This window comes from Streptomyces sp. NPDC102259 (genome assembly GCF_044766465.1).
Taxonomy (GTDB): Bacteria; Actinomycetota; Actinomycetes; order Streptomycetales; family Streptomycetaceae; genus Streptomyces.
This window is the reverse complement of record NZ_JBIWMA010000012.1, coordinates 276,262-289,620: the sequence shown is the minus strand read 5'-3', so window position 1 is coordinate 289,620 and position 13,359 is coordinate 276,262. Positions and strand designations below refer to the sequence as shown.

Below are 13,359 nucleotides of genomic sequence, written 5' to 3'. Positions count from 1 at the left end.
GTACGACGCGTAGGCCTCCGGCGGTCGGCCAGGACCGTGCGGGTGTCCCCCGGGGTGCCTTTCCGGGGGGGGGGGGGGGGGGGCGGCGCGCCCCCCCCCCCCCCCCCCCCCCCCCCCCCGGGGGGGCGCCCCCCCCCCCCCCCCCCCCCCCCCCCACCACCTTGTCCGCATACGTTCGTCCCGCTGCGAGCCGCCGGGTCAACGGCGGCTCCCCAAACGGGAGATCGGGAGTGCGCGTGCGCATCGGACTGCTGACGGAGGGCGGCTATCCGTATCTGAGCGGTGACGCCGGGCTCTGGTGCGACCGGCTCGTGCGCGGGCTCGGGCAGCACGAGTTCGACGTCTACGCGCTCAGCCGTGCCGAACACCAGGAGGCGGCGGGCTGGGTCGAGCTTCCGCCGCAGGTCAGCCGGGTGCGTACGGCACGGCTGTGGACGGCCGAGGACGACGGGGTCGCCTACGGCAGGCGCGCGCGCCGGCGCTTCGCGGAGTCCTACGGCGAGTTGGTGACCGCGCTGTGCGAGGGGGACCCCCCGGACCCGGCGGGTCCCCCGGGGGCCGCTCCGACCGTTCAGGCGGACCGTTTCGCCAACGCGCTGTACGGCCTAGCCGAACTCGCCCGGGACGAGGGCGGCCTGGTCGGGGCGCTCCGCTCGGAGAATGCCGTGCGCACCCTGGAGCGCGCCTGTCGCGCGCCCGGCGCGCTACGCCCGGCGCGCGAAGCGCGCGTACCCGAGCTGCTCGCCGTCGCCGCGCACCTCGAACGCGCCCTGCGCCCCCTCTCGCTCGACTGGTACGGGGAGGACGGCGGAGGCGACGGCCTCGACGCGGTCGACCTGTGCCATGCCACGTCCGGCGGCGCGGCGGCACTGCCCGGGCTGCTCGCACGGCACTTCTTCGACGTGCCGTTGCTGGTGACCGAGTACGGGGTCCGGCTGCGGACCCACTATCTGAGCTCGGGGCCGGGTCCCTCGTCCGCAGGCTCAGGGAGCGCGCCGGCCGCCGAGGCGGCTCCCGCCGTACGCGCCCTGGTCGCCGCCTTCCACGGTCGGCTCGCCGCCGAGGTGTACCGGCAGGCGGCATGCGTCACCCCCGGCAACACGCACGCCCGCCGCTGGCAGGAGCGCTGCGGCGCCGACCGCGCCAAGCTGCGCACCGTCTACCCGGGCATGGAGGCGTCCCGCTTCGCCGAGGTGGGCGACTCCCTCGACACCGCCGACCCGCACACCCTGGTCTGGGTCGGCCGGGTGGAACCGGCGAAGGACCTGGTCTCCCTGCTGCACGCCTTCGCGGAACTCCGCAAGGAGGAGCCGCGCACGCGCCTGCGGATCATCTCCGCCCCGGCCGGGGCGGAGGGACAGGCCTACCTCGGCCACTGCAAGGTGCTGGCCGCACAGCTCTTCCCCGACGAGGCGGACGGACCGCACGCCGTCGGCGACAACCCGGTGTCCTTCGAGGAGATCGGCGGACCGGAGGCGCCCACCCTCGCCGAGGCGTACGCGGCCGGCGCGGTGGTCGTCCTGTCCAGCGTCGTCGAGGGGTTCCCGGTCGGCCTGGTCGAGGCGATGTTCTGCGGCCGCGCGACGGTGTCGACCGACGTCGGCGCGGTGGTCGAGGTCATCGGCGGCACGGGACTGGTCGTTCCGCCGCGCAATCCGCGGGCGCTCGCGGAGGCGTGCGTGGCGCTGCTGCGCGACCCCGAGCGCTGTGCGCGCCTGGGCGCGGCCGCCCGCGCCCGCGCCCTGGAACTCTTCACGGTCGAGCAGAACATCACGGCATTTCACGGCATTTACCTGGAGCTCGTCGCCCAGGCGCCGGCGCGGCGATTCATCTTCGACGACGGCGATCCCCGTCCGTTCGCCGTCCCGGCGGAGGCGTGTCTGGCGGGCCACTGGACCGGCCCGGACGCGCGTGTCACCACCCGGCGCGGTCCGGGCTGGGCGGCGGGGCCACCGCCCCGGGACCCCTCGCCGATCGCTGCGACGGAGGGGGCACGATGAGCGGGCTCGACGAACTGGACCGACCGGGAACACCGGGGGCCGCGGGAGCGCCGGGGGCCGCGGAGGCGCCGGGGAGTTTCGGCGCGGGCGTCGACGCCGCCGCCGACGGGCGCAGGCCGGCCGCTGCCCGCCGTGGCGCCGCGGACCCGGTGAAAGCCCTGATGCGCCGTCACCGTGAGCTGTGCGAACGCGCCGTCGACCCGCTGGAGATCGCGGCGGGCCTGGAGGCCCACGGGGTCACCGACCGCACCGCGGCACGCTTCCGGCACCGGGACGTCTTCTCCCTCGCGGAGGAGATGTACGCCCGCGTCCCCCGCGACGGTGACGCGCCCCCGCTCCCTCCGGCCGCGGCGACCCCACGGCCCCGTCTGGACCGGGCACTGCTCACCCTCCTGCCGGGCGTCCTGTGCGCCGCGGCCGTGACCGGAGTGCGTCTCACCCACGGGCGCACGTGTCTGCTCGTCGCCGCCGCGGGCGTGCTCGCCGTCGCCCTCGCCGTGCGTGCGGTACTGCGCCGGGGCCCGTTGAGTCCGCACCGTGGCGCTCACCCGGGCCCGCACCGGACGGGTGCCTGGACCTGCTGGCTCCTCGGCTACGCGGCCCTCGGCGACGGCCTTCTGCGCGCCGCCGTCGCCGGGGGCCCCGACGGCCTGCCCGACGGGACGGCGGGCGGTCCCTGGCCCTTCGCCGCGGCACCGCTGCTGACCCTCACCCTGGCCTGCGCGCCGGCCGCCTGGAGCGCCCACTTCCTCGCCGTACGAGCCCGGCGCCGACTGGACACCAGCCGTGGCCTGGAGGAGTTCGCCGCCTCAGTGCAACCGCTGTTGCTCGGTACCTTCGCCCTGTTCCTGTGCGCGCTGGCCGCGCTGACCCCGCTGTGCGCCGCGGTCCTGGGCGAGCCGGCCGACTACGGCCACACCCTCACCCTGGGCGCGCTCCTCTTCCTCGCCCGTCTCCTCACGGCGCACGGCTTCACCCACGCCCCCGCGGTCGTTCTCGGAGTCGTCGGCACGGCGGAGGCGCTCGCCCCGGCCACGGTCTTCACGGGCCGGCTCCCGGGCTGCGGCTTCCTGGCCACCCCCGTGGAGAGCCTCGTGGCCGCCTGGGGTCCGGCCGGTGTCCCGTCCCTCGTCTGCGGAGCCGCGGCGCTGACCCTGCTGTTCCACGCGACCCGCACGCTGACCAGGGCCTCGGCCCACGCACGAACGGACCGGCCGTGCTGAACGGGCCGGCCGTGGCGAACGGGCCGGCCGTGGCGAACGGGCCAGTTGTGCCGACCCGAGCCCGCCCCCGCACCTGGCCGCACCTCCGGCGCCCGCCGTCGGCGTCTCGGCCACCGGGTGCGGCGCGAACCCCGCCGCGCCCGGGCCACGCGAGGCACGCGTTCCTCCACCCAGCCGCAGTCCACCGCAACACGCTTGAAGGAGAGACCAGATGACCACCTCCCGATCCGGAGCGACCGGAGATACCGGGGCACCCGGGGTCCCAGGCGCCCCCGCGGTCACAGGAGCAGCCGGAGGAGACGGGGCGACCGGAGCCCCCGTGGCCCCGGCGACTGCCACGGCGCACACCCCGGGAGCCGCACGATGAGGGTCCTGCTGACCGGAGCCAACGGTTACCTCGGTCGTTTCGTCGCCGACCGTCTGCTCGCCGACCCGGCCGTCCAGCTCACCGCGCTCGGCCGCGGCGACGACGCCGACGTCCGCTTCGACCTCGCGTCGGGCAGCCCCGGCGCGCTCACCCGCTTCCTCGACGCGGTCCACCCCCAGGTCGTCGTCAACTGCGCGGGCACCACCCGGGGCGGCGCCCGCGAACTCACCCGGCACAACACGGTCGCCGTCGCCACCGTCTGTGAGGCGCTGCGCCGCAGCGGCTGCGGCGCACGTCTGGTGCAGATCGGCTGCGGCGCCGAGTACGGCCCGAGCCAGCCCGGCTCCTCGACGGCCGAGGACGCCGTGCCCCGCCCCGGCGGCCCGTACGGCGTCAGCAAGCTCGCCGCCACCGAACTCGTCCTCGGCTCCGGTCTGGACGCCGTCGTGCTCCGGGTCTTCTCGCCCGCCGGTCCGGGCACGCCCGCCGGCTCTCCGCTGGGCCGGCTCGCCGAGGCCATGCGCCGCGCCATGCAGTCCGGCGACGGCGAGCTCAAGCTCGGCGGCCTCGGCGTGCAACGCGACTTCATCGACGTCCGGGACGTCGCCCGCGCCGTGCACGCGGCCTCGCTCTCCGCCGCGCAGGGCGTCATCAACATCGGCTCGGGCCGCGCCGTCCGCCTGCGCGACGCCGCCGCGATCCTCGCGCGGGTGGCCGGGTACGGCGGCGCACTGCACGAACTCGACGGGCCGTCCGGCGGCCACCTCAGGGCCGCCATCGGCCACCCCCGGCCCGAGTCGGACCACGCGGGGCCCGTCGCGTACCCGTATCCGGACGGCTGCGGCAGCTGGCAGCAGGCCGATGTGCGCACCGCCCGGGACCGGCTCGGCTGGCGGCCCCGCATCAACCTCGAGGAGTCCCTCGCCGACATCTGGATGGAGGCCGCATGTCGTATCTGACCGGAACTCCGGCGGGCACGGCGAGTGCCGGCACCACCGACGTCCGCACCGGCTTCGGCGTCCCCGGCATCGCGCACCCCCTTCTCGCGCCGACCGAGTGGCGCGAGCTCGCACGTCCCGGCAGACCCCTGCACTGGGTCGTCCTCGACGTCGCCGACGGCCCCGGCGACCGCCCCGACCCGCGCTGTCTGGAAGCCGCGGGCCGACTGCGCAACGCCGGCGTCCGTGTCCTCGGACACCTGGACATCCGTTACGGCGCCCGTCCCTTCGCCGAGGTGATCTCCGACGCACAGCGCCACCTGGACTGGTACCAGGTCGACGGCTTCCTCCTGGACCGGTGCCCGGCCGGGCGCACCGCCCTCCCCGAGCTGCGCCGCACGGTCGGGACGCTCCGCGCCCTCGGCGACGCGCCCCATATCGTCCTCGGCCACGGCGCCCACCCGTACCCCGGCTACGCCGAGCACGCCGACCAGGTGGTCACCTTCTCGGGCTCCTGGAGCGACTACCGCTGGTCGCAGGTGGCCGAGTGGACCGCGGAGCACCCGCCCGAGCGGTTCTGCCACCTCGTGCACGGCGTGCCGCGCGGCCACCTCGACGAGGCGCTGCGCATCGCGCGCTGGCAGGGCGCCGCGACGATCTGGTTCACCGACGGCGCCGACCGCGGCGGCCTCGCCGACCCCTGGGAGACCCTGCCCGGCTACTGGGACGAACTCGTCTCGCGGATCGGAACGGGTGTCTCGGAATGAAGAAGGCCATGGCAGTGTTACGGGGAGAACAACTGTAGTGATCGACCGACCAACGGAGTCCCCGTGTCGCTGCCACCCCTGGTCGAGCCAGCCTCTGAGCTCACCGTAGACGAGGTCCGCAGGTACTCCCGCCACCTGATCATCCCCGATGTCGGGATGGACGGGCAGAAGCGGCTGAAGAACGCCAAGGTGCTCTGTGTGGGCGCCGGCGGCCTGGGCTCGCCGGCGCTGATGTACCTGGCCGCGGCGGGGGTGGGCACGCTCGGCATCGTGGAGTTCGACGAGGTCGACGAGTCGAACCTCCAGCGGCAGATCATCCACAGCCAGGCCGACATCGGCCGCTCCAAGGCCGAGTCCGCCCGTGACTCCGTCCTCGGCATCAACCCGTACGTGAATGTGGTCCTGCACGAAGAGCGGCTCGAGGCCGACAACGTGATGGACATCTTCAGCCAGTACGACCTGATCGTCGACGGCACGGACAACTTCGCGACCCGCTACCTGGTCAACGACGCGTGCGTGCTGCTGAACAAGCCGTACGTGTGGGGCTCGATCTACCGCTTCGACGGCCAGGCGTCCGTCTTCTGGTCCGAGCACGGTCCCTGCTACCGCTGCCTGTACCCGGAGCCCCCGCCGCCGGGCATGGTTCCCTCCTGCGCCGAGGGCGGCGTGCTCGGCGTGCTGTGCGCGTCGATCGGCTCCATCCAGGTCAACGAGGCGATCAAGCTCCTCGCGGGCATCGGCGAGCCGCTGGTCGGCCGCCTGATGATCTACGACGCCCTGGAGATGCAGTACCGCCAGGTCAAGGTCCGCAAGGACCCCGACTGCGCGATCTGCGGCGAGAACCCGACCGTCACCGAGCTCATCGACTACGAGGCCTTCTGCGGCGTCGTCTCCGAGGAGGCCCAGGCGGCGGCGGCCGGCTCGACGATCACTCCCAAGCAGCTCAAGGAGTGGATCGACGACGGCGAGAGCATCGAGATCATCGATGTCCGCGAGCAGAACGAGTACGAGATCGTCTCCATCCCGGGCGCCAAGCTGATCCCGAAGAACGAGTTCCTGCTGGGCACCGCCCTGGAGGGCCTGCCGCAGGACAAGAAGATCGTCCTGCACTGCAAGACGGGTGTCCGCAGTGCGGAAGTCCTCGCGGTCCTGAAGTCCGCGGGCTTCTCGGACGCCGTGCACGTCGGCGGCGGCGTGATCGGCTGGGTCAACCAGATCGAGCCGAGCAAGCCGATCTACTGACCCGGCCGTTCCCCCGGCGCACCGGGAGAACCGGTCCGATCGGCGGGGGCTTCGCGTACCACGAGTGCGCGAAGCCCCCGCCGTCGTCATGAGCAGACCTTGCCGTCCTTCGGCACCGTCCCCTTCAACAGGTACGCGTCCACCGCCGAGTCGACGCAGTCGCTCCCGCTGCCGTACGCACCGTGCCCCTCGCCCTTCCAGGTGAGCAGCACACCGACGCCCTTGCCGAGCTCGTCCGCCATCTTCCGGGCGCCCTCGTACGGCGTCGCCGGGTCCCCGGTGTTGCCGACCAGCAGGATGGGCGCCGCACCCGCCGCGCTCACCTCCGGGGTGTCGTACTGCCCGGCCACCGGCCAGTCGTGGCACCAGCCGGCCGTGTCCCAGCCCAGGAAGTCCCCGAACACGGGCGAGATCTTCTCGAACTCCGGCAGCAGCTTCTTCGTCTCCTCGGCGGTCGGCCGCTGCTTGTCGTCCAGGCACGATATGACCCGCTGCGAGTGGGTCGTCGTGCCGTAGTGCCCCGAGGTGTCCCGCTCGTTGTAGCCGTCGGCGAGCGTCAGCAGTTCGGAGCCGTCCCCGTCCTCCGCCGACTCCAGGGCGCTGGTCAGGCTCGGCCAGCCCTGCTTGCTGTACAGGGGCAGGACGATCCCGGTGACCGCGAGCGTCTGCGTCAGCTTCCGCCCGTCCGACGTGGGCAGCGGGTCGGTGTCGATCCGGTCCAGCAGGGCCGCGATCTTCGCGCTGCCCTTCGCGGGGTCCTGGCCCGTCGACTCGAGGTAGTCGTCGAGGGCCCGCTGGAAGCCGCGTGCCTGGTTCTGCGCGTGGCCCACCGAGTCGGCGCTCGGGTCGACGACCGCGTCGAGGATCAGCCGCCCCACGTTCTTCGGGAACAGGTGGGCGTACACACCGCCCAGTTCGGTGCCGTAGGAGATGCCGAAGTAGTGCATCTTCGAATCGCCGAGGACTTGGCGCATCAGATCCATGTCGCGGGCGGTGTCGGTCGTCGACACATGCGCCAGCAGCTTGCCGGCGGCCTTCTCGCAGCCCTTGCCGAATGCGGTGGCGTCCGTGAAGTACGCCTGTTCCTCGGCGGGGGTGTCCGGGGTGGAGTCGAGGGACTCGGCGGTCTGGATGTCCTTGTCGGCGCGGCAACGGACGCCCTCGCTGGCGCCGACCCCGCGCGGGTCCCAGCTCACGAGGTCGTAGCGCTCGCGGAGCGAGGAGAAGGCGGAGCCGTAGGAGGGGAGCGTCGACACTCCCGAGCCGCCGGGGCCGCCGAAGTTGAACAGCAGCGAGCCGGTCCGCTTGCTCCCCTGGGCGCGGGACTCGGTGCGCACCAGGGCGAGGCCGATCGTGTTGCCGTCTGGCTTCGACCAGTCCAGCGGCACCTTCAGCGTCGCGCACTGCCAGTCGCTGCCCGGCGCGGCGGAGTCCGCGGTGGCCTTGCAGCGTCCCCAGTCGAGCTTCTGCCCGGTCAGCGAAGCGGGCAGCGCGGCCGTCGCGGCGGTCGCTCCGGAGGCGGCGGTGGGCCGTGCGTCGGACGTACCGCCCTTGTCGTCCCCGTCCCCGTCCGACGCGCCGCTGCTACAACCCGTCACCAGCAGTGCGGCGACGGCCCCCAGCGCCGTCCACCGTACGAATCGCGCCATGTGCACTTCCCCCCTCGCAGGCCGTCCGCACTCGGCGGCGCACGGCTGTCAGGCCATATTAGGCGGCGCACGGCCCACCCGTCCGGGCCTGTGGATAACCTTTTGACCTGCGGGTTTCCCGGGAATCTGTGAGGGCGTCAGGAGCAGACGGTCCCCGCGGCCGGCACCTTGCCGTTCAGCAGGTAGCCGTTCACCGCCGTCTGTACGCACTTGTTCTTGCTGCCGTACGCACCGTGCCCCTGCCCTTTGTACGTCAGCTCGACCCCGACCCCGGGGCCCAGCGCCTCCACCATCTTCCGGGCCCCCTCGTACGGGGTCGCCGGGTCGCCGGTGTTGCCCACGACGAGGATCGGCGCCGACCCGGGCGCGCTCACGTCGGGATGGTCGGCCGCGCCGGCGACGGGCCAGTCGGTGCAACTGACCATGCCCCAGGCCAGGAAGTCCCCGAACACGCTGGAGGCGGCCCGGAACTCCGGCAGCCTCTGCTGCACCTGGGCGGTGGAGTAGCGCGGCTTGTCGTCGGCGCAGTTGATGGAGATGTTGGCGGCCGTGATGTTGCTGTACTCGCCGTTCTCGTTGCGGCCGTTCATCAGGTCGGACAGCAGCATCAGGATCTTGCCGTCCCCGGCGTAGGCCTGCTCCAGGCCCTCGGTGAGGTACTCCCAGAAGTCCTTCGAGTACAGCGCCTGCGCGATGCCGTTGGTCGCGGCGCTCTGGGTCAGTTCGCGCGGGAAGATGCCCGGGATCGGCTTGCCGTCGAGGTTCTTGAGGAGCCCCGCGATCCTGTCCTTCACGTCCTGCGCGGTGTCCCCGACGGGGCAGTCCTCCGTCTTGGACGTGCAGTCGTCGGCGAAGTTGTCGAGGGCGAGCTGGAAGCCCTCGGCCTGCCCGAGCGAGCCCTGTTCGGACGTCTGCGTCGGGTCGACGACCGCGTCGAAGACGGCGCGCCCCACGTTCTTGGGGAACAGGTGGGCGTACACGCCGCCCAGTTCGGTGCCGTAGGAGATGCCGAAGTAGTACAGCCGGTCGTCGCCGAGGATCTGGCGCATCAGGTCCATGTCGCGGGCCGCGTCCGTGGTCCGCACGTTCGGCAGCATCTTCGCGGAGTTCTTCTCGCAGGCCGCGTTGAAGTCCTTGGTGTTGTCCAGCAGCGCGGTGCGCTCGGCGGCGTCGTCGGGTGTGCCGTCCTGCTGGAAGTACGCGTCGAGCTGCTGGTCGTTCTCGCAGTGCACCCCGGCGCTGCGGCCGACCCCGCGCGGGTCGAAGCTGACCAGGTCGTAGCGGGTGCGCAAGGCCGCGTACTCCGCACTGAAGGCGGGCAGGGTGGAGACGCCCGAGCCGCCGGGGCCGCCGAAGTTGAAGATCAGGGAGCCGATCCTGCGGCTCTCGTCGCCGCTCGTCCGGGCCCGGATCAGCGCGATGTCGATCGTGTCGCCCTTGGGGTCGTCCCAGTCGCGGGGCGCCTTCATGGTGGCGCACTGCCACTGGTCGCCGTCCGGCAGCGGAGACGGGGCGCTGCCGCCGCCCTCCGCCTGGGAGGGGGCCGGGCAGTCCTTCCAGCTCAGTTTCTGCGCCGTCAGATCCTCGTCCTGCGCATCGTCGCCGCAGCCCGCCACCATGGAGGACAGCAGCAGGGCGGTGGCGGTCACGGCGACGGCGCGCAGGCGGGAGGGGTTCGGCATGATCCCATCCTGCGGTGGTGCCCGGGCACGCGCGCGGGGCGCGGGCCGTACGAGGTACGGGCGCCGGCGCCCTCCTACAGGGCGCCCTTGCGGGTGAGGTGGTTGAAGGCCAGCCAGCCCGGCAACACCGGCAGCCACAGCGTCAGCAGGCGGAAGAGCAGCACCGCGGGAGCGGCGACCTCCTTGGGCAGGCCCACGGCGATCAGACCGACCGTCAGGGTCGCCTCGACGGCGCCGACTCCGCCCGGTGTCGGGGCGGCGGAGCCGAGCGCGTTGCCGGCGAGGAAGACGACGGCGACGCTGGCGATGCTGAGCGAGGTCGACTCGTCGCCGAACGCGCGGATCGACGCGTCCAGGCACATCACGAAGCAGGCGGTGAGCAGGAGCATGCCGCCGATGCCGGTGACCAGCTTCTGCGGCCGCTGGAGCACGTCCAGCATGCGCGGCACGACCCCGGCGAACAGGGACCGCACCCGCGTGACGACGAACTTGCGCAGGAACGGCACCGAGGTGACCACGAGCACGAGCACCGCCACCGTGAGCAGACCCGCGATGACGGTGCGGGACGGCGACAGCGACGGCGTCTTCTCGGTACCGGTCAGATAGCCGAACGACAGCAGCATCAGGATGTGGCAGCCGAGGCCGAACAGCTGCGAGGCGCCGACGCTGGCCACCGCGAGGCCGGGCCGCACCCCCGCGCGCTGGAGGAAGCGGGTGTTGAGGGCGACCCCGCCGACCGCGGCCGGGGCCACGATCTTCACGAACGACCCGGCGACCTGCGCGGCCACGGTCCGCGGGAACGGCACCCGCTCCGGCACGAACCCCAGCAGGGCCATCGCCGCGGCGACGTAGCTCACCGCGGAGAACAGCACGGCCGCGGCCACCCAGCCCCACTCGGCGTTGGCCATGAGCGGACCGAACTCGATGTGGGTGAGCTGCGTCAGCAGGAAGTAGGCGCCGATGGCACCGGCGATGAAACTCATCAGGGTGCGCGGCCGCACCCGCTCCAGCCGGGCCGGCTCGACCGGCGCCTGGGGCCGGATCAGCAGCACCTGGTGCCGGATCTGCGTCAGCAGATCCTCCTCGCGGGCCTCTTCGAGCGCGTCGTCGATGGCCCGCTTCTCGGCCCGTGCCTCCGCGCGTACGGCCTTCTTGTCCGGCTTCTCGAGGACGACGGGTGAGGTGTCGTGCCCTGCCGCCTCCAGGCGGGCCTGCTTGGCCTGCTGCGAGGCCTCCAGGACCGCCTCGCGCTCGCGCTGCGCCCGCTCGCGTGCCAGTCGGCGCAGCGTCGCGCGCGTGGAGCGGGTCAGTGCGATGGGCTGGAGCATCGGCAGACAGTCCGCGACCGCGTCCGGTCCGAGCACGCCCACCGCGGAGGCCACCGCTCGTTCGGCGCCCACCAGCAGGCCGAGGGTCGTCACCAGCTGGGCGACGTCCATGCGCAGCAGCAGGTCGCCGGCCGCGATCTCACCGCCGCGCAGATCGGTGAGGATCACCGTGCCGGAACGATCCACCACAATCGCGTCGCCCGCGAGGCGGCGGTGCGCGATGCGCCGCGACTGGAGTGCCTGCACCTGGTGCCAGGTGTTGCGCAGCAGGTCGTCGGTGATCTCGTCGTCCGCCAGCGAGTCGAGGGTGCGGCCGCCGGTGTGCTCGTAGACGAGCATGACCGCGTCGGGACCGAGCTCGGAGGTCGCGATCAGCTTCGGCGCGTTGGCGCCGGCCGCGATGGCCGCGTAGGCGAGCAGCGCCTCCTGCTCGAGCGCCTGGCGCAGCGACTGGAGGCTGCTGCGGGTGGCGAAGCCGCGCAGGGTCAGATTGCGCCACGCGCGGTAGAAGAACCCCTGGGCCTGCTGTTCCCGGTCGACGACCGTGACGTCGAGCGGTGGACCGTCCTCCAGGGTGACGAAGTAGCGTCTGCCCCGGTCGTTCTCCGCCGCGTCCGGGCTCTCCTCGCGGGCCGCGCTCACCGGGCGGAAGCCGACGTGCCGCAGGCCCGCCATCAGCGTCCGCCCGGTGGGGCGCACGTTCGGGGAGCCGACGGCGTACAGCGTCCCGTAGGCCACCGTCCAGCCGATCAGCACCGTGAGGATGATCGAGAACGGTGTCGTGTAGCCGGTGACGAGCATCGAGAAGGCGTCGAGGAGCAGCACGATCCACAGCACCGAGCGCCAGCGCGGCCGACGGGACATGCCGACGGCCGTCATATAGGCGATGACGGGCGCGAGGTAGCCGTGCACGGGGTCGGTGAGGGCGTGGATGTCACCGGGGGAGGGCTGGGTGAGCGCCTCCTGGATCGAGCTCGGGGCGGCCTTGGCGACCCACAGGTCGGTGGCGAGGGTCACACCGTGGGCGAGGACCGCGGCGAGGACGCCGTCGGCGATGCGCAGCCCGTCGCGCTTGATCAGCCGCTCGATGGCGAACGCGACCGGCACCAGCAGGATCGCGATGCTGGACGCCAGCCCCGCGATCTTGATGAGGAGATCGGGAGCCTGTCCGGTGCCCTTGTTGATGTCCTGTTCGAGGCCGGAGGTCGTCCCGTGCGCGAAGGCGGCGATGCCCAGGAGAAGGACCACGGCGAGCACGCCCACCAGCAGCCGCATCAGGTCGGAAGGGCGGTGCACGCGCGCGGGGAGGAGCGGTTCGTCGCCCTCGACCTCGTCGATGTGCACCTCTTCCCGTGCCTCTTCGGTGATGTCCGGGCGCGGCTCGGCGTCAGAGGTGCCTTCCGCGCCCTCAGGATGCACGCCCTGCTGCTTCATCGTCTCTTCTTGATCTCGTATCACCGGTGTCACCGCCCGCACGATGGTGGCATGCCCCACTGACACACGGGGGCATCAGGGTGCAAATGCGGGGGCGCACAGTCTGCCTGAAGCGCCGCCCGGGGGCGAGGGTCGCCCAGGGTCGCCGGCCCGTCCCATTGTCGGTGCCGTGGGGCAGGATGGGCCGGATGAGCGAGCAGAGCCTTCCGGACGACGCCCGCCCGGAGTACACGGACGCGCTGCCGGAGTACGCCGAGCGGGTCCTCGAGGTCGCGGAGCTGATCCCGCCCGGGCGGGTCATGACGTACGGGGACGTCGCGGAGTGGCTGGAGGAGGGCGGGCCGAGACAGGTGGGCCGGGTGATGGCCCTCTACGGCGGCGCCGTCCCGTGGTGGCGCGTGGTCCGCGCGGACGGGATGCTGCTCCCGGGCCACGAGTTGCGGGCGCTGGACCACTACCGCGCCGAGGGCACGCCGCTGAAACAGGCGAGCAGGGCCGCCCAGGGTCACCTGCCGCGCCTCGACATGAAGCGGGCTCGGTGGGACGGCGGCGGGCGCGCGGAAGGTCACACCTGACAGCTTCCGCCATCGGACGGCGCCGAGGGGATCTTGTGGCTCGTACGGGGGAAACGGCGCAAAGGGGGCACGTCCGCGGCATGGCGTACGTTCGAGGGGCGAGAGACGTGCGCGGCGGGCGGGACGGGAGGGGCGTGAGGGCTGCGAGGGCCTT

General features: G+C 72.9%; 9 protein-coding genes. 6 read left to right on the top strand and 3 right to left on the bottom strand.

Features of this window, described 5'->3' with window-relative positions:
• Positions 1-236: 236 nt before the first annotated feature.
• The 5 genes from ACIRPU_RS26910 to moeZ all read left to right on the top strand — a co-directional run bounded on the left by ACIRPU_RS26910 (position 237) and on the right by moeZ (position 6,537).
• Positions 237-2,000 (top strand): DUF3492 domain-containing protein, encoded by a 1,764-nt coding sequence (locus tag ACIRPU_RS26910; RefSeq protein WP_403871719.1) that lies wholly within the window; start codon positions 237-239, stop codon positions 1,998-2,000.
• Positions 1,997-3,223: a hypothetical protein gene (locus tag ACIRPU_RS26905; RefSeq protein WP_403871717.1), complete on the top strand. Its 1,227-nt coding sequence runs from the start codon at positions 1,997-1,999 to the stop codon at positions 3,221-3,223. The genes ACIRPU_RS26910 and ACIRPU_RS26905 overlap by 4 nt, the downstream gene beginning before the upstream one ends.
• 363 nt (positions 3,224-3,586) lie before the next feature.
• On the top strand, positions 3,587-4,549 hold the full coding sequence (locus tag ACIRPU_RS26900) for an NAD-dependent epimerase/dehydratase family protein (RefSeq protein WP_385569615.1): 963 nt from the start codon (positions 3,587-3,589) through the stop codon (positions 4,547-4,549).
• Positions 4,537-5,295, top strand: a complete 759-nt coding sequence (locus ACIRPU_RS26895) for a spherulation-specific family 4 protein (protein WP_403871715.1) — start codon at positions 4,537-4,539, stop codon at positions 5,293-5,295. Before ACIRPU_RS26900 ends, ACIRPU_RS26895 begins: the two co-directional genes overlap by 13 nt.
• 63 nt (positions 5,296-5,358) lie before the next feature.
• On the top strand, positions 5,359-6,537 hold the full coding sequence (gene moeZ, locus ACIRPU_RS26890) for an adenylyltransferase/sulfurtransferase MoeZ (RefSeq protein WP_355709556.1): 1,179 nt from the start codon (positions 5,359-5,361) through the stop codon (positions 6,535-6,537).
• A gap of 86 nt (positions 6,538-6,623) precedes the next feature.
• Here the strand turns inward: moeZ and ACIRPU_RS26885 are convergent, their stop codons facing one another.
• The 3 genes from ACIRPU_RS26885 to ACIRPU_RS26875 form a co-directional block, all read right to left on the bottom strand.
• On the bottom strand, positions 6,624-8,186 hold the full coding sequence (locus ACIRPU_RS26885) for an alpha/beta hydrolase (protein ID WP_403871712.1): 1,563 nt from the start codon (positions 8,184-8,186) through the stop codon (positions 6,624-6,626).
• Positions 8,187-8,323: 137 nt separating this feature from the next.
• Positions 8,324-9,868 (bottom strand): alpha/beta hydrolase, encoded by a 1,545-nt coding sequence (locus tag ACIRPU_RS26880; protein WP_403871710.1) that lies wholly within the window; start codon positions 9,866-9,868, stop codon positions 8,324-8,326.
• Positions 9,869-9,942: 74 nt separating this feature from the next.
• On the bottom strand, positions 9,943-12,630 hold the full coding sequence (locus ACIRPU_RS26875; RefSeq protein ID WP_403871708.1) for a lysylphosphatidylglycerol synthase domain-containing protein: 2,688 nt from the start codon (positions 12,628-12,630) through the stop codon (positions 9,943-9,945).
• A gap of 188 nt (positions 12,631-12,818) precedes the next feature.
• On the opposite strand from ACIRPU_RS26875, the gene ACIRPU_RS26870 reads away from it, so the two are divergent.
• Positions 12,819-13,205 carry an MGMT family protein gene (locus ACIRPU_RS26870; protein ID WP_403871706.1) on the top strand — a complete coding sequence of 129 codons (387 nt, stop codon included), beginning with the start codon at positions 12,819-12,821 and terminating at the stop codon, positions 13,203-13,205.
• The last annotated feature ends 154 nt before the right edge of the window (positions 13,206-13,359 follow it).